The 16,957-nt window shown below is 63.9% G+C and carries 18 protein-coding genes and 1 tRNA gene; 9 read left to right on the top strand and 10 right to left on the bottom strand.

All coding sequences use genetic code 11. From position 1 onward, the window contains the following. Window positions 1-244 (top strand): hypothetical protein (locus PCJ49_RS24490; protein WP_269913288.1); only part of this gene is annotated, 244 nt, incomplete at its 5' end. 386 nt (window positions 245-630) lie between these two features. Here PCJ49_RS24490 and PCJ49_RS24485 read toward each other — a convergent pair. Next, window positions 631-1,455, bottom strand: coding sequence for a methyltransferase (locus tag PCJ49_RS24485; protein ID WP_269913287.1), 825 nt, complete (start codon window positions 1,453-1,455; stop codon window positions 631-633). Window positions 1,456-1,583: 128 nt separating this feature from the next. After that, window positions 1,584-1,669 (bottom strand) — tRNA-Leu (locus tag PCJ49_RS24480). Between the two features lie 153 nt (window positions 1,670-1,822). On the opposite strand from PCJ49_RS24480, the gene PCJ49_RS24475 reads away from it, so the two are divergent. Together PCJ49_RS24475 and PCJ49_RS24470 are read left to right on the top strand one after the other, a co-directional pair. Further along, the gene (locus tag PCJ49_RS24475; protein ID WP_269913286.1) at window positions 1,823-2,344 is read left to right on the top strand and encodes a disulfide bond formation protein B; all 522 of its coding nucleotides are present in this window, start codon (window positions 1,823-1,825) and stop codon (window positions 2,342-2,344) included. Next, window positions 2,341-2,976: a demethoxyubiquinone hydroxylase family protein gene (locus tag PCJ49_RS24470; RefSeq protein ID WP_269913285.1), complete on the top strand. Its 636-nt coding sequence runs from the start codon at window positions 2,341-2,343 to the stop codon at window positions 2,974-2,976. The genes PCJ49_RS24475 and PCJ49_RS24470 overlap by 4 nt, the downstream gene beginning before the upstream one ends. A 22-nt stretch (window positions 2,977-2,998) precedes the next feature. Here PCJ49_RS24470 and PCJ49_RS24465 read toward each other — a convergent pair whose 3' ends face one another. From PCJ49_RS24465 to PCJ49_RS24435, 7 genes are all read right to left on the bottom strand, one after another. After that, window positions 2,999-4,186, bottom strand: a complete 1,188-nt coding sequence (locus PCJ49_RS24465; protein ID WP_269913284.1) for an ABC transporter permease — start codon at window positions 4,184-4,186, stop codon at window positions 2,999-3,001. Window positions 4,187-4,199: 13 nt separating this feature from the next. After that, window positions 4,200-5,357, bottom strand: a complete 1,158-nt coding sequence (locus PCJ49_RS24460) for an FtsX-like permease family protein (RefSeq protein WP_269913283.1) — start codon at window positions 5,355-5,357, stop codon at window positions 4,200-4,202. Continuing rightward, on the bottom strand, window positions 5,354-6,043 hold the full coding sequence (locus tag PCJ49_RS24455; protein WP_269913282.1) for an ABC transporter ATP-binding protein: 690 nt from the start codon (window positions 6,041-6,043) through the stop codon (window positions 5,354-5,356). Before PCJ49_RS24455 ends, PCJ49_RS24460 begins: the two co-directional genes overlap by 4 nt. A 61-nt stretch (window positions 6,044-6,104) precedes the next feature. Further along, window positions 6,105-7,142: an efflux RND transporter periplasmic adaptor subunit gene (locus PCJ49_RS24450; protein WP_269913281.1), complete on the bottom strand. Its 1,038-nt coding sequence runs from the start codon at window positions 7,140-7,142 to the stop codon at window positions 6,105-6,107. A 180-nt stretch (window positions 7,143-7,322) separates the two neighbouring features. Next, entirely contained in the window at window positions 7,323-7,820 is a 498-nt protein-coding gene (locus tag PCJ49_RS24445; protein ID WP_089290602.1) for a GNAT family N-acetyltransferase, read from the bottom strand. 122 nt (window positions 7,821-7,942) lie between these two features. Continuing rightward, the gene (locus PCJ49_RS24440; protein ID WP_269913280.1) at window positions 7,943-9,547 is read right to left on the bottom strand and encodes an ABC transporter substrate-binding protein; all 1,605 of its coding nucleotides are present in this window, start codon (window positions 9,545-9,547) and stop codon (window positions 7,943-7,945) included. Beyond that, complete coding sequence (locus PCJ49_RS24435; RefSeq protein WP_269913279.1) at window positions 9,544-10,008, bottom strand: GNAT family N-acetyltransferase; 465 nt, start codon at window positions 10,006-10,008, stop codon at window positions 9,544-9,546. The genes PCJ49_RS24440 and PCJ49_RS24435 overlap by 4 nt, the downstream gene beginning before the upstream one ends. Window positions 10,009-10,220: 212 nt before the next feature. Here PCJ49_RS24435 and PCJ49_RS24430 point away from each other — a divergent pair, with 212 nt between their 5' ends. Continuing rightward, window positions 10,221-10,889, top strand: coding sequence for a glutathione S-transferase family protein (locus PCJ49_RS24430; RefSeq protein ID WP_269913278.1), 669 nt, complete (start codon window positions 10,221-10,223; stop codon window positions 10,887-10,889). A 26-nt stretch (window positions 10,890-10,915) separates the two neighbouring features. On the opposite strand, the gene PCJ49_RS24425 is transcribed toward PCJ49_RS24430, so the two are convergent. Continuing rightward, complete coding sequence (locus PCJ49_RS24425; RefSeq protein WP_269913277.1) at window positions 10,916-11,506, bottom strand: methyltransferase domain-containing protein; 591 nt, start codon at window positions 11,504-11,506, stop codon at window positions 10,916-10,918. 79 nt (window positions 11,507-11,585) lie between these two features. Here PCJ49_RS24425 and PCJ49_RS24420 point away from each other — a divergent pair, with 79 nt between their 5' ends. From PCJ49_RS24420 to ppa, 5 genes are all read left to right on the top strand, one after another. Further along, a complete protein-coding gene (locus PCJ49_RS24420) occupies window positions 11,586-12,194 on the top strand; it encodes a hypothetical protein (protein ID WP_269913276.1) in 609 nt (202 codons plus the stop codon). A 105-nt stretch (window positions 12,195-12,299) separates the two neighbouring features. Next, the gene (locus tag PCJ49_RS24415; RefSeq protein WP_089288858.1) at window positions 12,300-12,776 is read left to right on the top strand and encodes a DUF1178 family protein; all 477 of its coding nucleotides are present in this window, start codon (window positions 12,300-12,302) and stop codon (window positions 12,774-12,776) included. A 458-nt stretch (window positions 12,777-13,234) separates the two neighbouring features. Further along, window positions 13,235-13,504, top strand: coding sequence for a 30S ribosomal protein S15 (gene rpsO, locus PCJ49_RS24410; RefSeq protein WP_089288718.1), 270 nt, complete (start codon window positions 13,235-13,237; stop codon window positions 13,502-13,504). A gap of 391 nt (window positions 13,505-13,895) precedes the next feature. Next, a complete protein-coding gene (gene pnp / locus PCJ49_RS24405) occupies window positions 13,896-16,025 on the top strand; it encodes a polyribonucleotide nucleotidyltransferase (RefSeq protein WP_269913275.1) in 2,130 nt (709 codons plus the stop codon). A gap of 227 nt (window positions 16,026-16,252) precedes the next feature. Continuing rightward, on the top strand, window positions 16,253-16,786 hold the full coding sequence (gene ppa / locus PCJ49_RS24400; RefSeq protein ID WP_089288714.1) for an inorganic diphosphatase: 534 nt from the start codon (window positions 16,253-16,255) through the stop codon (window positions 16,784-16,786). Window positions 16,787-16,957 lie beyond the last annotated feature (171 nt).

Genomic DNA, 16,957 nt, shown 5'->3' with positions numbered 1-16,957 from the left:
GCATCCCTTCTCTCAATCGATTTACTTGTCCAAGAACCCGGCCCAAAAGCCGAAAACCCTTCATCCCGACCGGAAACCCAGTCGACACCGGCACCCACAAAAGCAGGAGGTTCATGCCGCGCAATCAACCAGCGCATCCGCCAGAGACTGCAAATCCATCGTCGGCAGCGGCGCCGCCGTCGTTGGTGGAGCGTTTTCTAAACACCTCCAACCAACCCGTCAACCGTTTTTTTCACCGTCCTGAACTTTTTTCTCCGCAGCGCCGAAGCGCTACAAAAAGCACAGAACCAAACCGGTCAACGGACCATCAAGCAAAACGCCCACCAGAACCAAGTCTGGCGAACAGCTCACCCAACAGCACGATAGATCACTTAACTTGTCCGAAGGCCGAAGCCTTCAAAGAACCGTCGGTGATACTGGCCAAAACCACCATCACCCCGCCCCACAACTTGACAAACCGTCCGGCCCGTCGTCGTGGGAGGCGCTGTATAGGCGCACAGCAAAACCGATGCAACAGGTTTTTTGAAGAAAAGTGAAAACCGTGTTGCATCCCTGTGACCAACCCAATGTAAGCCCGAAAATTGGGCTTGGGCAGGGGGAGATGACCGCTCCCCCTGCATGGCTGACCGATCAGGCCCCCGGCTTGACGAAGCGAAGGGTCATACGGTCGCTTTCCCCGATTGCCGTGTACTTCGCCTTGTCCTGATCCTTCAGGGCCAGGGTCGGCGGCAGGGTCCAGACGCCCTGCGGATGGTCCTTGCTGTCGCGCGGGTTGGAATTGACTTCCGATAGCGCGACCAGCTTGAAGCCGGCATCGGTGGCCAGCTTGATCACATAATCCTGACGGACATAGCCGGTGGGGGCCTTGGGGTCTTGCGGCTGGTCATTATTGGCGCGGTGTTCCACCACACCCAGCACGCCGCCCGGCTTCAGGGCAGCGAACATGGCCTTGAAAGCCTGTTCGGCCCAGCCGGCCGCCATCCAGTTATGAACATTGCGGAAGGTCAGCACGCGATCCACGCTGTTGGCCGGGACGAAGGCCAGGGCGTTGGGGCCGAAGGCGACCACCTGCGTGCTCTTATAGAGATCGGGACGGGCGGCCAGCTTGTCTTTGAAGCGCTGGACCGAGGCCTTCATGCCATCCGACGCCCCATTGGTATCCGGCGTGGCGGCAATGTAGGTGCCATTGTCGCGCAGCAAGGGCCCCAGCACCTCTGAATACCAGCCGGCACCCGGCCAGATCTCCACCACGCGCTGGCCCGGCGCCACGCCAAAGAAATCCAGCGTTTCCACCGGATGACGCCAGACATCGCGGGCGCGATTCGCCTCTGAACGATGGTCGCCGGCCAGCACGGGCGCCAAGGCCGCCGGCAGGTCGGCAGCATGGGCGGTAAGCGCCGGGGCCGCCAGCAGGGTCGCCCCCAGCAGCAATGAATGGATCAGGCGGGAAACCATGGGCTTGTCCTTCCCTCTCTTGTCATGGAGGAAAGGAAGCTATCCTTGAAGCATCCAAGCAACAAGCAGGATACGGGCGCCACCCACAGAGATGCGCAGTCAACCGGATATATTTTGGGATTTTAAAGTGGTGCCCCCGGTCGGACTCGAACCAACACGCCGTTGCCGGCAACAGATTTTGAGTCTGCCGCGTCTACCATTCCGCCACGGGGGCACCGGGCTTGCTGACGCAAGGGCTCTGCATATGAACGAACTGTGGCGCGCGGTCAACCGATTTCGTGCAGAAAAATCGCTGCGGCCATCCGCCCCCGGCTCCGGCGCAAGCGGGGCCTTTCCGGATCGCGGCTGCGCCCGCTATATAAGCAGCATGATGCAGAACGACACCACACCTGCCGCCGGCCTGCTGGGCCACCGCCACCTGCCGATGCTGGGGCTGATCGCCGCCAGCATGACGGCCCTGACCATCGCCTTCGGCTCGCAATATCTGGGCGGGCTGGCCCCGTGCGAGATGTGCTGGTGGCAGCGATGGGCCTATTTCGCCGCCATCGCCCTGTTGCTGCCCGGCCTGGTGCCGGGCACGCCGGCGCGGGCGCGACGGCTGGTGTTGAATCTGGGCGGCACGGCCTTGCTCTGCGGGGCTGGCGTTGCCCTGTTCCATGCCGGGGTGGAACAGCATTGGTGGCAGGGCTTCACCGCCTGCACCGCCCCGATGGGCGGCAGCGGCGGGTTGGAGGATTTGCGCGCCGCCATCCTGGCCGCCCCCGTTACCCGCTGCGACCAAATCCCCTGGTCGCTGTTCGGCATTTCCATCGCCGCTTTCAACGCCATCTTCAGTGGGGCGCTGGCCCTATTCGCCTTTATCGCCGCCAGCGCGCAGAAGGAGGCATGATGAGCGACCCACAGCAGAATGAAACGCGCGTGAAGCCGGCCCCCCTGCTGACGCCGCGCCCGCTGGGGCAAGGGACGGCCGCGGCAGGGACAAGCACCCGCCCCCGCCGCCTGCCCGGCGACCCGGCCCCCACGCTGGATCGCATCATCCGGGTGGACCATGCCGGGGAATATGGCGCGGTGCGCATCTATCAGGGCCAGTTGGCCGTGCTGGGCAAGGGGCCCAAGGGCGACCTGATCCGCCATATGACGGAACAGGAACAGGTGCATAAGCAGACCTTCGACCGGCTGATCGCCGAACAGCAGGTACGCCCCACCGGGCTGCAGCCCTTCTGGCATGTGGCCGGCTGGGCGCTGGGGGCTGGGACGGCCCTGCTGGGGGAACGGGCCGCCATGGCCTGCACCGTGGCGGTGGAAACCGTGATCGACCAGCATTATGCCGCCCAGGCCGAGGAGCTGGGGCCGGATCAGGCCCCACTGAAGCAGACCATTGAGCAGTTCCGCGCCGAGGAACTGGAGCACCGCGATATCGGGCTGGCGCATGAGGCGGAGCTGGCCACCGGCTATCCCGTGCTGTCCGGCCTGATCAAGGCCGGCGCACGCGCCGCCATCTGGCTGTCGGAACGGTTCTGAAGGGGTAAGCCGCCCCCCTCCCCTATCCCTGGGCGTAAGCCGCGACGATGGGCAGTCGGGCCGCGCGCAGGGCGGGGAAGAAGCCGCCGATCAGCCCCACCACCAGCGCCAGCACCACCCCCTGCACCATCAAAGCCGGGGTCAGTGACAGGCTGAAAACGATCTGGGTGAAGCCCTGGCCCAGGGTGGAGGTGGTGAAACCATCGAACAGCAGCCAGACCACCAGCGTGCCCAGCAGCCCGCCAATCAGCGAAAGCGCCAGGCTTTCCACCAGGGTGCCGACAAAGGCCGGAAACCCACCAAAGCCCAGGCAGCGCAAGGTGGCAATCTCCCGCGAGCGCGAGGCGACCGAGCTATACATGGTGTTGAGCGCGCCGGCCAAGGCCCCCACGGCCATGGCGATGGAAAGCGGCCAGCCGGCATATTGGATCAGCTTCACCGTACCCGATGACTGGCCAGCGAAATATTCCTTTTCCGAGAAGGCCTTCAGCTTCAGCCGGGGTTCATCGTCGCTGTAGCGCTGCAGCCCAACCAGCGCGTCCGCCCCGGTCAGGCGCAGCCGCACCGTCTGGGTGATGGAGCCCCGGCGGAACAGACCCTGCACCACCGGCAGGTCGGCCCAGAGTTCCGATTCGAAGACCGATCCCTGCATGGCGAAGACGCCCACCACCTTCCAGGTGACGCCACCGATACGGGGTTCCTGGCCCAGATCGAAGCCGGCAAATTCCTTGTTCAGCGCCTGACCGACGATGATTTCATTGCTGCCGGGCTGCAGCATCCGGCCCGCCACCAGGGTGAAGCCGTCGCGCAGGGCCGGCGCATCCTGCCCCACCCCGCGCAGGGGGATGTTGGATTTCAGCCCGCTGGCCCGCTTCACCGCATCGACAATGACATAAAGCTCCGCCGACATCAGGGCGCTGCCATCGGGCTTGCGCACAATGCCCGGTGCCTCCGCAATCAGGCGGGTCTGTTCCAGGGTGATGCTGCTGTTCACTTCCTGCTGTGAGCCATCGCGCAGCAGCAGGGCGACATTGGCCGAGCCGGTACCGTTCAGCGTCTGCTGGAAACCGGCGGCCATGGCCAGAAAGGCCAGCAGCACCCCCACCACCAGCGCCACCGCCATCACGGTGGAGAGCGACAGCCAGAAGCGCTGCGGCAGGCTTTTCAGGTTGATGGTGCAAACGGCGATGATCTGATTGAGGATTCGCATCCGCCCCTTCCCCCTATTGCCGGCCAAGCGCGGTGACGATATTGAGCCGCAGGGCCTTCCAGGCCGGGATCAGCCCGGTGATCAGGCCCAGCGCCAGCATGAACAGAAGGCCCAGCGCCAGATAGGGCGGGGAGAGTTCCAGCCCCGGCAGGGCAACAAGCTGGCGGATCATCCCCAGCATCACGGCTGCCAGCCCCAGCGCCGGCAATCCGCCCAGCAGGGCCAGCAGCAGCGATTCGCCCAGCACCAGCCGGAAGATGCGGGCATCGCGGAAGCCCAGCGTCTTCATCACCCCGATTTCCCGCGCGCGTTCGCGCACCGCCATCACCATGGTGTTGCCGACGATCATCAGGATGGTGAAGAAGGCCGAGCCCACCACCAGCAATATGATCAGGGTGATATTGCCCAACTGGCTGGCAAAGGCCTTGTTGAAGGCCTTTTCGGTATCGGTGGCGGTTTCAGCCGGAGAATTGGCGAACATGGCATCGATCTTTTCCGCCACCGCCGCATTGACCGATTTATCCACCGTGCGCAGCAGCGCATAACCGGCCGTGTTCTGGCCAAAGGTCACCGATTCATTGAAATATTTATGGTGGAACAGCACGAAATTGGGGTTCGCCTCTTCCTTCACCGGTTCCAGCAACCCGACCAGGGTGAAATCCCAGACGCGCTTGCCGGTCGCCTTGTTGGTATAGATGTTGGAATTCAGCGGGATCTTGTCCCCCACCTTCCAGCCATTCTTTTCCGCCAGCGTGGCCCCGGCGACCATGGCCGTGCGGTCCGCCAGGAAGGCGGCCTCGGCCGCCGGTGTCAGGGCGAAATCGCTGCGATAGATATCGAGATAGGTTTCCGGCTCCACCGCAAAGGTCACCAGCACATTGCGCGGTTCCTGATAGAAGCCGCCGAACCAGTTGGCATAGGTGACCTTCTCCACCCCCTCCACCGCGCGGATGCGGTCAATATAGGAAATGGGCAGCGGCTGGGTGAAATTGATCTTGTTGGTGGTGACCAGCCGGTTATCGGCCCCACTGTTGCCGATATTGTCCCAGCCATTCTGCACCCCAGCCAGCACGCCGAAGATCAGGAAGGCGAAGAAGATGGCCACCAGCATCAAACTGGTGCGCAGCTTGGCCCGGAACAGGTTGGCCAGCACGATGGAAAAATCATTCATGCCATGGCCCCCTGCTCAATGAAGCGGCCCTTGTCCAGATGCAGCACCCGGCTGGCATAGCGGGCCGCTTCCGGATCATGCGTCACCATGATGATGGTCTTGCCCATCTCCCGGTTCAGCAATTGCAGCATCGAGAGGATTTCATCGGCCGTCTTGCGGTCCAGATCGCCCGTCGGCTCATCGCAGAGCAGCATCTTCGGGTCGGCAACGATGGCGCGGGCGATGGCCACGCGCTGCTGCTGGCCGCCGGACATTTCGCGCGGGAAATGTTTGGCCCGGTCGCCCAGGCCGACAATTTCCAGGGCCGCCTGCACCCGGCGGGCGCGATCCCCCTTGCCCAGCCGGGTCAACAGCAGGGGCAGTTCCACATTGCGGGCCGCGTTCAGCATCGGCATCAGATTGTAGAACTGGAAGATGAAACCGACATTGGCCGCCCGCCAGCCGGAAAGCTGCCCCTCCGTCAACTGGTCCAACCGGACGCCGCCAAAGCTGATCTCCCCCTCCGTCGCCCGGTCGATGCCGCCCAGCAGGTTCAGCAAGGTGGTCTTGCCCGATCCGCTGGGGCCCATGATGGCAACGAAGTCGCCTTCATTGATCACCAGATCCAGCTTGTCGAAAATGGTGATGGTCTCGCGGCCCTTGACGAAGCGCTTGGAGGCCCGCCGGATATCGATCAATGCGCCCATAAACCTCTCCCCCAAGCTCGTCCCCTGCCGGCCTGCCCGCACGCGTGGCGGGTGGGCGGCATCAGCTTTCGATGAATGTCACCTTGGCGCCCATTTCGGGCAGCACGCGCGGATCCTTCTCCGCCAGCCCGATCCGCACCTTGATGGTGGCCTTGTCGCGGTTGGCGGTGGGAATGATGGCGATGACGCTGGCCTTGATCTTCCAGTCGGGATAGGCATCCAGCACGGCTTCCACCGGCTGGCCGGGGCGGACGCGGCCGATATTGGCCTCGTTCACATCCACCTCCACCTCCAGGCTGTTCATATCCACCAGGGTACAGACGCCGGTACGGGTGAAGCCGCCCGACGACATGGGGGAGATGATTTCCCCCGGCTGGGCATTCTTGTCGATCACCACCCCATCGAACGGTGCGCGGATGATATGGCGGTCGACAGTTTCGGCCTGCCGTTCCACGGTGATGCGGGCAACCTCCAGATCGGCCCTGGCCCCTTTGATCTGGGCCCGCAGCGTGTCGGCCCGCGCCTGGGCGCGGGTCAGTTCCGCCTCTGATGCGTTGGCGGCACGCGAGAGGGAGGAAATGCGCTGCAAAATGCGTTCGGCATCCTTCAAGTCAGCATTCAGCGCATCGATCTGCGCGGCGGCAGAGGCCACCCGCGCCTTGGCCAGTTCCAAATCGATGCGGGCCAACGTGTCATCCAGGCGCGCCACCTCCTGCCCCTGGCGGACCACCATGCCATCATCCACCAGCACATCCTGCACCCGGCCGGTGATTTCGGCCGAGACGGTGGCCGTGCGCCGGGCCACGACATAGCCCGAGGCAATCAGGCCAGACGCACGGGGCGCCGCCGGTGCGGCGGGGGAAGCGGCTGCCGGTGCGGCCGCACCCGTGACCGAAGGCGAAGGCCGGCTGACCAGAGGGGCCGCCGGTTCCGGGGCAGAGGCCCGGCCCAACATATAGGCACCCCCGCCCACCAGCAGCAGCAAGACGGAAACCAGCGTCAGCGGGGGCCGGCGGCGGGGTGGTGCCGATGCTTCATCGCGGCGCTGGTCCGGTTCGATCCGCAAGGACCGCAGCAATTCCCGTTTATCGTTCATCATCCACCGTTCAGACCGTGGAGCGGCCAAACCCCGCAGCACCCAAGGAGAAAACCGGCTGAGAGTGTAGTGCGGAATGGATAGGTGGAAAGGGCCGGTCGGAAACAGGGCGGGACGTCCACTGGGAGACGTCCCAACTTACCATGGACCATAGCAGGGTGCGGCCCTTTTCAACCGATATCGTCAGCCGACATCGATGGCCGCTGTGGCCAGGGTACCGCGCTGCCGGTCCAGACGCAGCGTATAGCGGACCAGGGCGTCCGGTCCCCCGGTCAACTGGTCATAAAGGGCGCGGGCCGGCTCATTATTGACGCGGGTCATCCAGTAAAGCCGGCTGAGACCCTTTTCCCGTACCTGCTGGATCAACCGCAGCAGCAGCGCCCGTGCCACGCCCTGGCGGCGGGCCTCGGGTGCGACGAACATATCCTCCAGATACAGCACCGGTTCGATGGTCCAGGTGATTTCATGCTGGATGGTATGGCAAAAGCCAATGCCCCGGCCATCGGCATCGCGGGCGATCAGCCCTTTGGTCGCGGAGAGCGGGTCCAGCAACCGATGCCAGACCTTATCCGTCGTCGCCGGCGCCACATCGACCTCATAGCGGGTCAGATAGAGCGCCCAGTTCCGCCGCCAGTCGGCTTCGTCTGAGGGAACCGGTGCTGAAATCGTGAAATCCGCCACGGCCACGCATCCTCTGCTGCTGCTGACAACCTCCCCGCAGGGCCCCTGACAGGATACGTCTTTTGCGTGCAAATAGACAATGACGATACTCTCTGCCAGATAGGGTTCGGCCGCCTGCGGGTTCAATGCCCTGTCGGCCGCACATCCATGGCCAGCGTCAGCCCATCCCGCCGGTGGGGAAAATCCAGGCTGGCGCGCATTGCCCATACCCGCCCGCTATGGACCAGCGGAATCAGCGGCACATCCGTCTGTTCCAGCATGGCGACCTGGTGATAGATTTCAGCCAGGGCCGGGTCATCATCAGCCAGTGTCATGGCATCGGTCACCAATCGATCCATGACCGGATTGTCATAGCCGCCATAATTCAGCATGGCATAGCCGGGCCCCAGACGGGCAGAGCCCAGCAGGGACCGCATCAAGCCAGTATAGTCGGTCGACAACATATTGACGGACACCAGCAGCAGCTGAAACGCCCCCGACCGCGCCCGATCATGATTGGCGGTCAGATTATTGACCCGGATGTCGGTACGGATAGCCAGCTGGGAAAGCGACCGGGCCAGCACCTGGCCCAGCTTTTCCGCCATTTCCGGCACATCCAGGGTCAGCGACAGGCCGGCTTGCAGCCCGGCCTGTCGCATCAGGGTCTGCGCGGCCGGCAGGTCAATATCCAGCCGGGGCAAATCGGGCTGAAAGCCGCTATGCCCGGACGGGATCAACTGCCAGCCCGGCTCCGCGCCGGGCATCATCAGCCGCTCCGCCAGCATCGGCCGGTCGATCGCCAGCATGATCGCCCGGCGCACCCGCGCATCGGCCAGCGGGTTGGCCTTGGCATCCGGAAAGGCCCCCGGGCGCTGGTTCAACAGCAGCAGCCAGCTGCGCTGCAGCGGTCCATAGACCAGCTTGATGTCGGGCCGGTCCGCGAAATGGGCCAGACTTTGCGGCATCACCGCATTGACCAGATCAACCTCCCCCGACAGCAGGGCGCGGTTGCGGTCAGTCGGATCATCCATCCGCAGCAGTTCCACCAGCGGCCAATCCGGCTTCCTGCCCCAATAACCGTCAAAACGGCGCAAGCTCGCCCGCGCACCCGGGCTGAAGGCGGTGAGGATATAGGGACCGGTGCCATTGGCGATGCTGAGATCATCGACCATGTCCGCCTTATCAGTCACCGGCTGATCACAGCCGCCGTCACGGTAATGACCGGCCCAGCCGGGCGGGGCATCCAGGATGAAGATGGTTGACAGATTTTCCGCCAGCGCCGGGTCCGGCAGGGACAGGTGCAGCAGCAGGCTGTCCGCCGCCTCCACCTCCACCTCCCGGACCCGCCCCACCAGCGGCACCCGCGCCGTGCCAATGGTAGTCAACCTGCAGAAACTGTAGGCGACATCCCAGGCATCGAAACGGCCGCCGCGATGGAATGTCACATCATGGCGCAGATGAAAGCGCCAGAGTGTGTCCGACAGTTTTTCCCAGCCCGTCGCCAGGGCCGGCTGCGGCCGGTCTTCCGGGTCCAGCACCGTCAACCCGTCGAAAATATGGGTGGAAAGGGTGCGGCTGGTCAGGACGAAAAAGCGATGCGGATCGGCCGTGTCGGGCAGCGCCTCCAACCCGATCCGCAAAATGCCGGCCGGGGTGCCAGCCCGCGCGTCCATTGCACCGGGCAGAAGGGTCAACAGGCAAAGCAGCAGCGGCAGCAGGCGGCGGCAATAAACCAGACACGCCATCATCGGTCCGCAGGCGTGACGCAGTAGCGCACGAAACGGTCACGGCCACCCGTCACCTTGTCATAAAGCCGGCGGGCAGTGCTGTTGCCCTCCTCCGTGTACCAATAGACACGGTGCCAGCCACCGGCCGCTGCCAGATCGCAGAGATGGTCAATCAGGGCCCGGCCCACCCCGGCCCCGCGCCGATCCTCCCGCGTGTAGAGATCTTCCAGATAACAGAGCAGGTCCGGCGACCAAGTATGGGGGTGCAGCACATAATGGCAGATACCGACAATCTCCCCGCCACCATCGAGGGCCACCAGTCCGTTGACAGGGCTGTTGGGGTCGCCCAGGCGGCCCCAGAGCAGATCGGTGGTGCGGGGCGGCACGTCCGTTTTATAGAAAGCGCAATAGTTCGCCCACAAAACTTGCCAGTCAGCACGATCCTCCGGCTGGATTGGCCGCACCACCACCTTGCCCGTCATCACCATCTATCCCGAATAGCGGGTGCCGCTTCTCCACCCTGCGGTTAGCATATGGCATTCTTTACCCGTGCTGTCCATGCGGCGGCCCGTCCCGGCCGGGGCACCGCCAACGGGTAAAAGGGTAGCTTTGCCTTGTCAGCGCCGGGGGGCCTGTGGCACAGCTTTGTATGATCCGCCGGGCCAAATCCGGCGGCAGCGGAGCGTTTTTACGGATGCGGACACTTTTCCACCACCCGATTTCCCCCTTTGCCCGCAAGATCCGGCTGGCGCTGGCGGAAAAGCGCCTGGATTTCGCGCTGGCGCTGGAGAAGCCCTGGGATCGGCGGGAGGAATTCCTGGCCCTGAACCCCGCCGGCGAGGTGCCGGTGCTGGTGGAGGAGGATGGCGCGATCATTGCCGATCAGGCCGCCATCACCGAATATCTGGAAGATGCCTATCCCTCCATCCCGCTGCTGGGCCGCGACGTGTTGACACGGGCGGAGGTGCGCCGTCTGGTCGCCTGGTTCGACGTGAAATTCACCCGCGAGGTGACGGACCTGCTGGTGGGCGAAAAGCTGATCAAGCGCTTCTCCGGTCAGGGCACGCCCCATGCTCAATCCATCCGCGCCGGCCATGCCAATATCCATTACCATCTGGATTATATTGGCTGGCTGACGGAACGGCGGACCTGGCTGGCCGGCGATGCCTTCTCCATGGCGGATATCGCGGCGGCAACCCAGCTTTCCTGCCTGGATTATCTGGGGGATGTGCCGTGGGATGATCATCCGGACGCCAAGGATTATTACGCCCGCATCAAAAGCCGGCCCACCTTCCGCGCGCTGCTGAACGATCATCTGCCCGGGATGCCCCCGCCCAAACATTACACCGATCTGGATTTCTGAGCCGGTTTCCGACTGACCGGAAACAGTTAGACCGGTGGCAGCGGCACCGGTTCCGGATCGCCCTGCAGGTCGGGTGCGGGGCCGGTGGGGCGGCGGGCGCACAGGCGCTGGATCACCGCCGCCTTGGGGCTGGACACTTCGCCCTGTTCAAAGGCCACCACCTGCAACCCCTCCGCCGCCGCCAGCCCCAGCAATTCGCCATTGCGCAGCAGAAAGCCGGGGCTGGACGGGCGGCCATGGCGCTGGTTGCCCATGGCAAAGGTTTCATAGATCAAGAAACCGCCGGGGCGGAGCGCACCGGCCAAAGCCGGCAATAAGGGCCGGTGCAGATAATGGGTGACGATGATGGCATCAAACCCGGTCAACTCGGCCGGCCAGGGGCTGCCATTTTCCAGATCCAGCCCCCGCAGGGTCACCCCCGGCCGGCCTTCCAGATCGGCCACACCGCGCAGATCAATATCAACGCCCGTCACCGCACAGCCCCGATCCAGGAAGTGCCGCAGATGCCGCCCGCCGCCGCAGGCCAGATCCAGCACACGGGCTCCCGCCCCAATCAAGGGGGCGAAGCGGGCCACCCAGGCGGATGCCGGGGCAAAGGGACGGATCGCGCTATCCATAAGAACACTCATCCAAGCTGGGGGCGCTGCCGGGCCTTTGCTACAAAAGAAGCGTGGCCGCAGGAGCCTTTGTACCATCATGCACGATGTCTTCCATCTTCACGATCTGGCCAATGATGCGCAGCACCGGCTACTGCTTTACTGGCTGGATGTCGCCCGGCGGGACCGGTCGGTGCCGCTGGCCGCCTTTGATGAAATGCGCCTGCCGCCGTCGGTTCGGGCGAACTATGTGGTGCTGGGGCTGGGGAATGACGGTATCCGCAAGGCCCGCTTCCTGCGGACCGGCAGTGCCGTGCCGGTCAATCTGGGGGTGGACCCGGTCGGGCTGACGCTGGAACAGCTGATGCCCCCTTCCTATGTCAATGACATCGTGCCGGCCTATGCCATCTGCGCCAGCACCTTCAGCCCGCTCTCCAGCCTGGACCTCGTCACCTATTCCGATGGCTACAGCAAGCTGGTGCGCCGGCTGGTGCTGCCCATTGGGCGGACGGCGGGCTTGGGCGGGACGTGTGCGCAATATCTGCTGATGATCTATGCCCCTGCCGGCGGTGCGGACGATATGGCCGACGAGGTGCAGGGCCCCGGCCAATGCCGCACCATGCAGCGGGTGGATTCCGTCGGCATCGCCCTGTTCAAGGATGTGCCGCCGGAACCGGCCGCCCCCTGTTCCAACGATATCGGGCTGTGACCCGCCGTTCCGCAGCCCCCATCTGTTGATATCGGCATTGCCTGTTGCGCCGGTTCACGCCATCTATGATCGCGTGTGATGGTTTTTGACTGATTTTTGCTGGCCATGATCCTGTTCAACCTGAAATGCGCCCACGGCCACCGGTTCGAAGGCTGGTTCCGCAATGGTGCCACCTATGACGCACAGGCGGCGGCGGGGGAGATCACCTGCCCGGTCTGCGGCGATACCGGCGTGGAAAAGGCGCCGATGGCCCCGGCCATCGCCCGATCGGGCCGCAGCCGGGATGAACAGCCGGTGGTGCCAGCCGCAGCGGAGAACCCGACCGTTCCCGCCGCCCCCGCCAGCGATGCCGAACTGGCCCATCAGGCCGAGATGCTGCGCGCCCTGCGGGAAATCCGCCGCCAGGTGGAACAGAATGCCGAGAATGTCGGCGACCGTTTCGCCGATGAGGCCCGCAAGATCCATTATGGCGAGACGGAAAGCCGCGCCATCTATGGCGAAACCAGCCGGGAACAGGCCGAACAGCTGCGCGAGGAAGGGGTGGAGTTCGCCTCCATTCCCTGGGTTCCCGCCGGGAACTGATACCAAGAGCCATGGATCATGGCTCTTGGTATTCGTATGCTCCCTCAGACGCCGGGCGCTGCCTCCGGCAGCTCGGGCTTGACAGCGGGCACGTGCCTGCGGGCCGGCAGTCGCCGGCCTCCAAGGGTCATGTCCCATGCCCCTTGGTTGGTACTAATCTGCCTGACAGTTTAGCTTCAGGTGGTTGGAGGCCGGCGACCGCCGGCCCGCCGCCCATGCGGGGATGTCAGCCCCCAGCCCCACTGAATCCGCTTGACCCTATCGGTGCGATGGCGCATCAAACGCGCACCGTTGACGCCTGTTCGCGCGCGGGACCGTGCTGGACGACATCCCGGCCCGGCCCCGGTGGGAACGGGTGCGTACCTATTTGTGGGCCTTGCTGCCCCCAATCCACGTCAAGGGGCCGCCATCGGCGGCCGGGTGCGCTTTCCCTGAAATCATCTAAGTGGAGACATGCGATGTCGATCACGGCTGAGCGCAAGACCGCGCTGATCGAAGAATACAAGACCAAGGAAGGCGACACCGGTTCGCCGGAAGTGCAGGTTGCCATCCTGACGGAACGTATCGTCAACCTGACCGAACACCTGAAGACCCACGCCAAGGATTTCCATTCCCGTCGTGGTCTGCTGGTGATGGTCGGTCAGCGCCGTAGCCTGCTGGACTATCTGAAGAGCAAGGATAAGTCCCGCTACGACACCCTGATCCAGCGTCTGGGCCTGCGCCGCTAAGGCCAGGGGTCCGGCCGTTGCCATCGCCGCTCCCGACCTGATCGGAAAGGTGCCATCGCCTGTGACAATGCCCGTCTTCTTCCGACGCTTTGCCCTTCCGGTCCGCTTTGGCGGGCGGGGGGATGGTGTCGCCGGGGAATGCGGGCTGGTCACCGGTGGCATGGGTGGTGATGGGGGCCAGATGGGGGCTTCGGCCCCTTATAGAGTTTGAGGACGGCCAGCCGGAACCTTTCCGGCTGGCCGTTTTCGCTTCCAGCCCGCCCCGATGGGGGGCTGGGGTGACCGGCAACGGTCACCGGCGTGAAGATTTAACAGGCGGGGCTGTCCGATTGGGCCCCGGCCCGGCACCCAATCCGGGGTGTCACGGGTTTCGGATGGAAGGAACGATAAGATGTTCAAGGTCTTCCGCAAGGAAATGGAATGGGGCGGTCGCAAGCTGGTCATCGAGACCGGCAAGATCGCCCGTCAGGCCGATGGCGCCGTCATGGTCAGCTACGGCGACACGGTGGTGCTGGCCACTGCCGTTGGCGCCAAGTCCCCGAAGCCGGGTGTGGATTTCTTCCCGCTGACGGTGAACTATCAGGAGAAGGCCTTCGCCGCGGGCAAGATCCCCGGCGGCTTCTTCAAGCGTGAAGGCCGTCCGACGGAAAAGGAAGTCCTGGTCAGCCGTCTGATCGACCGTCCGATCCGTCCGCTGTTCGTCGATGGTTACCGCTGCGAGACCCAGGTGGTCTGCACCGTGCTGAGCCATGATCTGGAAAATGACCCGGACATCGTGTCGATGATCGGTGCCTCCGCCGCACTGACCATTTCCGGCCTGCCCTTCCTGGGCCCCATCGGTGCCGCCCGCGTCGGGTACGAGAATGGCCAATTCATTCTGAACCCGACCCAGGACCAGATGGACAATGCCACCCTGGATCTGGTGGTGGCCGGTACGCAGGAAGGCGTGCTGATGGTCGAATCCGAAGCCAAGGAGCTGTCGGAAGAGATCATGCTGGGCGCCGTGATGTTCGGCCATGCCCAGTTCCAGCCGGTGATCGACCTGATCATCGATCTGGCGGAAGATTGCGCCAAGGAACCGCGCGATGTACCGCCGCCGGCCTTTGACAAGGATGCCTGCAAGGCCGCCGTCAACAAGGCCGTTGGTGCTGACGTGAAGGCCGCCTACGCCATCACCGTGAAGCAGCAGCGTTACGCCGCCGTGGGTGCCGCCAAGGCCAAGGCCCTGGAAACCCTGGTTGCCGAGGGCACCTTCAGCGCCGAAGCCATTGCCGAGACCTTCAAGGAAGTGGAAGCCGACATCCTGCGCGGTTCGGTGATTGAGACCGGCAAGCGCATTGATGGCCGTACCACGGTTGATATCCGCCCGATCGTGGCCGAAGTGGGCATCCTGCCCCGCGCCCATGGGTCGGCCCTGTTCACCCGTGGTGAAACCCAGGCGCTGGTCGTTGCCACGCTGGGCACCAACCAGGATGAACAGATCGTGGATGCGCTGGAAGGCGAATACCGCGAAAACTTCATGCTGCATTACAACTTCCCCCCGTACAGCGTGGGTGAAGCCGGCCGCATGGGTTCGCCCGGCCGCCGCGAAATCGGCCATGGCAAGCTGGCCTGGCGCGCCATCCACCCGCTGCTGCCGTCCAAGGAAGATTTCCCCTACACGCTGCGCGTTGTGTCGGAAATCACGGAGTCCAACGGCTCCTCCTCCATGGCCACGGTCTGCGGCACCTCCCTGTCGCTGATGGATGCCGGCGCCCCGCTGGCCCGCCCCATCGCCGGCATTGCCATGGGCCTGATCAAGGAAGGCGACAAGTTCGCCGTTCTGTCCGACATCCTGGGTGATGAAGATCACCTGGGCGACATGGACTTCAAGGTCGCCGGCACCGAAGCGGGCGTCACCGCCCTGCAGATGGACATCAAGATCACCTCCATCACGGAGGAGATCATGAAGATCGCCCTGGCGCAGGCCCAGAAGGGCCGCATCCATATCCTGGGTGAGATGAACAAGGCGCTGAACACGGCGCGCGGCGAAGTGTCGGGCAATGCCCCGCGCATCACCGTGATCAACATCCCGAAGGAGAAGATCCGCGACGTGATCGGCTCCGGTGGCAAGGTGATCCGCGAGATCGTGGAGCAGACCGGCGCCAAGATCGATATCGAGGATGACGGCACCGTGAAGGTGTCGGCCGTGGACAGCAAGTGCTCCGACGCCGCCATCAAGTGGATCAAGGGCATCGTGGCCGAGCCGGAAGTGGGCGAGATCTATGACGGCAAGGTCGTCAAGGTCATGGATTTCGGCGCCTTCGTGAACTTCCTGGGTTCCAAGGACGGTCTGGTCCACATCTCCGAGCTGAAGAACGAGCGCGTGGCCAAGGTCACCGACGTGGTGAAGCAGGGCGATGCCGTGAAGGTGAAGGTGCTGGGCTTCGATGATCGCGGCAAGGTGAAGCTGTCGATGAAGGTTGTCGATCAGACGACCGGCGAAGACCTGTCCAAGAAGGACGCCCCGGCAGAGGGTTGATCCCCTAAGCCGTTGCGGCCCTGAATGGGGACTGTATGGAAAGGCCGTCGGGGCAACCCGGCGGCCTTTTTCTTGTCCCTACGACCAAGGTAGATGCGGCGGAAATGCACAGAGGCTCTCCCTTTGCGCGGCCTTCATTTCGCACCCGCACTCCGATAGGATGCAGGCCGGTTCAAGGCGGGTGCCGCCCGTCCCTGTTGTTGTAAAGCTGCCAAGAAGGCCCAACGATGGATATCAGCAAGATCCCCTCCGGCAAAAACCTGCCCTGGGATATCAACGTCATCATCGAAATCCCGCAGGGCGGCCAGCCCGTGAAGTACGAGCTGGAAAAGGAAAGCGGCGCGCTGTACGTGGACCGTTTCCTGCACACGGCCATGTTCTACCCCGCCAATTACGGTTTCGTGCCGCACACGCTGGCGCTGGATGGCGACCCGATCGACGTGATGGTGGTGGGCACCACCCCCGTGGTCCCCGGCGTCGTGCTGCGGTCGCGCCCCATCGGCGTGCTGGTGATGGAAGATGATGGCGGCATGGATGAAAAGATCCTGGCCGTGCCGGTGGACAAGCTGCACCCGTTCTACAGCAACATCAGCAGCTATCGTCAGCTGCCGCAGATCCTTGTGGAGCAGATCGCCCACTTCTTCGAACATTACAAGGATCTGGAACATGGCAAGTGGGTCCGCATCGTCCGCTGGGACGAGGCCGACTTCGCCGCCAAGCTGATCCAGGAAAGCTTCGACCGCTACAAGGCGGAAGGCTAATATAGCCCCTGCGGGTGTGTGTTGAAAATGCCGGTACCCCCAAGGGTACCGGCCTCAGACTGCTGACAAACCCCGTCGAAATTCGGCGGGGTTTTGTTTTTGGTGATTTCAGGCGGCGATTGGTGTTTTGGGTGAGCCGATGAGGATGGCGGCGCGAATGAGGCGGCAGAT

The sequence above is a fragment of the Niveispirillum sp. BGYR6 genome (genome assembly GCF_027568365.1).
Taxonomy (GTDB): domain Bacteria; phylum Pseudomonadota; class Alphaproteobacteria; order Azospirillales; family Azospirillaceae; genus Niveispirillum.
This window is presented reverse-complemented; position numbering and strand designations above follow the sequence as displayed.

Coding starts and splice junctions, on each gene's coding strand:
- PCJ49_RS24435 (WP_269913279.1), bottom strand. CDS start 10,008: ATGACGGGCAAGGTGGTGGTGCGGCCAATCCAGCCGGAGGATCGTGCT.
- PCJ49_RS24450 (WP_269913281.1), bottom strand. CDS start 7,142: ATGATGAACGATAAACGGGAATTGCTGCGGTCCTTGCGGATCGAACCG.
- PCJ49_RS24460 (WP_269913283.1), bottom strand. CDS start 5,357: ATGAATGATTTTTCCATCGTGCTGGCCAACCTGTTCCGGGCCAAGCTG.
- PCJ49_RS24455 (WP_269913282.1), bottom strand. CDS start 6,043: ATGGGCGCATTGATCGATATCCGGCGGGCCTCCAAGCGCTTCGTCAAG.
- ppa (WP_089288714.1), top strand. CDS start 16,253: ATGGATATCAGCAAGATCCCCTCCGGCAAAAACCTGCCCTGGGATATC.
- PCJ49_RS24475 (WP_269913286.1), top strand. CDS start 1,823: ATGATGCAGAACGACACCACACCTGCCGCCGGCCTGCTGGGCCACCGC.
- PCJ49_RS24425 (WP_269913277.1), bottom strand. CDS start 11,506: ATGGATAGCGCGATCCGTCCCTTTGCCCCGGCATCCGCCTGGGTGGCC.
- PCJ49_RS24470 (WP_269913285.1), top strand. CDS start 2,341: ATGATGAGCGACCCACAGCAGAATGAAACGCGCGTGAAGCCGGCCCCC.
- PCJ49_RS24420 (WP_269913276.1), top strand. CDS start 11,586: ATGCACGATGTCTTCCATCTTCACGATCTGGCCAATGATGCGCAGCAC.
- pnp (WP_269913275.1), top strand. CDS start 13,896: ATGTTCAAGGTCTTCCGCAAGGAAATGGAATGGGGCGGTCGCAAGCTG.
- PCJ49_RS24485 (WP_269913287.1), bottom strand. CDS start 1,455: ATGGTTTCCCGCCTGATCCATTCATTGCTGCTGGGGGCGACCCTGCTG.
- rpsO (WP_089288718.1), top strand. CDS start 13,235: ATGTCGATCACGGCTGAGCGCAAGACCGCGCTGATCGAAGAATACAAG.
- PCJ49_RS24415 (WP_089288858.1), top strand. CDS start 12,300: ATGATCCTGTTCAACCTGAAATGCGCCCACGGCCACCGGTTCGAAGGC.
- PCJ49_RS24440 (WP_269913280.1), bottom strand. CDS start 9,547: ATGATGGCGTGTCTGGTTTATTGCCGCCGCCTGCTGCCGCTGCTGCTT.
- PCJ49_RS24430 (WP_269913278.1), top strand. CDS start 10,221: ATGCGGACACTTTTCCACCACCCGATTTCCCCCTTTGCCCGCAAGATC.
- PCJ49_RS24465 (WP_269913284.1), bottom strand. CDS start 4,186: ATGCGAATCCTCAATCAGATCATCGCCGTTTGCACCATCAACCTGAAA.